This window comes from Methanosaeta sp. UBA356 (genome assembly GCF_002496465.1).
Classification (GTDB): Archaea; Halobacteriota; Methanosarcinia; order Methanotrichales; family Methanotrichaceae; genus Methanothrix; species Methanothrix soehngenii.
In genome coordinates this window covers 1-2,207 of the sequence record NZ_DAKC01000101.1, presented here as the reverse complement: position 1 = coordinate 2,207, position 2,207 = coordinate 1, and the positions used below count along the sequence as shown (strand labels likewise).

The 2,207-nt window shown below is 49.0% G+C and carries 1 protein-coding gene; it reads left to right on the top strand.

Annotated elements, in window-relative coordinates; translation table 11 throughout:
- On the top strand, positions 1–2,207 hold a 2,207-nt coding region (locus tag BP727_RS09265; RefSeq protein ID WP_286858490.1), incomplete at both ends, for an Eco57I restriction-modification methylase domain-containing protein.

Here is a 2,207-nt window from a genome sequence, read left to right as displayed (position 1 = left end):
AACGACATCCACTGGGCGAGAAGAGAGGTGGTGAGAAACTGCATCTACGGGGTGGACCTCAACCCCATGGCGGTGGAGCTGGCCAAGCTCTCATTGTGGCTCAAGACGGTGGCCTCAAACAAGCCGCTCAGCTTCTTGGACCACCATTTGCGATGCGGAAACTCCCTCATCGGCGCAGACCTGGAAAAGCTCTCCGTCCTGCCGGGCACGAAGGCCCAGGAGCCGCCGCTGTGGAGCTTTGGGCTGAAGAGCCACACTGATAGTCTGCTCCGAAAATACAGCCTGATGTCCGCCCTGCCGGATGACAGCCTGCAGATGGTGAAGTGGAAGGAGGAGCAGTTCAGGCAGATCAAGGAGTCGGAGCTATCCCGGAGGCTGGCGGAGCTGGCCAATGTCTGGCTGTCCACATTCTTTGGAAACAAGGTCAAAGAGGACGATTACTATGAGCTGCAGGGCCACCTCAGCCCGGAGAAATTCCCGGACTGGGCCGGGTTGCGGGAGAAAGAGTGGTTTGGCCGGGCGCAGGAGATTGCGGGGGAGAAGAGGTTCTTCCACTGGGAGCTGGAGTTTCCGGAGGCCTTTGCTGAGGAGAAGCAAGGATTCGATGTGGTGATAGGGAATCCGCCATATGTGAGGCAAGAGTTTCTGGGTATGGATAAGCTCTACCTGGAAAACCAGTATAGATCCTATCAAAGCATTGCAGACCTTTATGTTTATTTTATTGAACGCGGTGTTCTATTGTTAAAAGATGGTGGAATCTTTTCCTACATCGTGGCAAATAAATGGCTGAGGGCAAATTATGGAAAGCCGTTGCGAGCATGGATGAAAGGGCAAAACTTGGAGGAGATAATTGATTTTGGTGACCTGCCGGTATTTGAAACTGCCACAACATATCCATGCATAATACGAATCTCGAATTCGTCTTCGCCAAAATCAAACTTTGATGTTGTTCAAGTCAAGACACTCAATTATGATAGTCTGAGCAATTATGTTTTTAAACATCGCTATGCTGTCAATCGCATATCGTTGGATGATGGTAGCTGGTCACTAGCTGACGAGAAGATACAGGCATTGCTTGATAAGGTTAAAAAATATGGCAATCCATTAAGTGAGTATATTGGCGGAAAGAGCTACTATGGAATCAAAACAGGTTTAAACGAAGCATTTGTAATTGATAAAAATACTCGATACAAATTGGTGACCGAAGATCCCAAAAGCTCAAAATTGATTAGGCCCTTCTTGACGGGAAAGGATGTCAAGAGATATGAACTACCGGAAAGCAGCCAATATTTAATTTTCATTCCAAATGGATGGACTCGACACAATTTTGAGATAGATGTAGATGTTTGGAATAAAATTAAAAACGATTATCCAGCAATTGCCAACTATCTATCTTCGTTCTCCGAATCAGCGGAAAAAAGATCAGATAAAGGCGAATTCTGGTGGGAACTGCGAGCATGCGACTATTATGATGAATTTGAAAAAACAAAGATATTCTGGCCGGAGATCGCCCAAAGCGCACGATTTACACTTGACTCAGCTCATTTTTATGCTAATAATAAAACATATTTTATTCCAAATGCGGATTTTTATCTTCTTGGGCTGCTAAATTCATCTCTGCTTCGCATCTTTATTCACAGCGTATGCACTGACTTGCAGGGCGATAGCTTCAATTTTTCTGCTGCTTTTGTTGAACAGACACCCATCCGTCGCATCTCCTTCACCACTCCCGCCCCAGAGCGCGCCCGCCTGGTGGCGGAGCTGCAGCAGCTCTATGACGAAGGAAAGGATGATGAGATCCTGGCCGGCGTGGAGGCCCTGCTGCCCAAGGACGAAGCGGGCAATTTCATCACCGAGGAGGAGAAGTCGGACGTGGTCCACGATCTTCTCGCCTTCCTGGCGGAGAGGATGCTGGAGATGAACAAAGTTAAGCAAAAGGAGATCAGGGGCTTCCTGGACTGGCTGGAGGGCTACCTGGGGGCGAAGATTGAGGACCTCAAGCCCAAGACGAGGATCCTGAGCTACTATGAGAGCGATTATGAGAGCCTGCTGGCGGTCCTCAAGAAAAACAAAAAGAAGCTGGCAGTCGATCCCTCCCGCCGGGAGCCTGGGGAGTTGCTGCGGGCGGAGTTCGATGAGTCCATGAACAAGCTCGGGCCCCTGAGGGAGAAGATCAAAAGGACCGATGAGCTGATCGATGCCGTGGT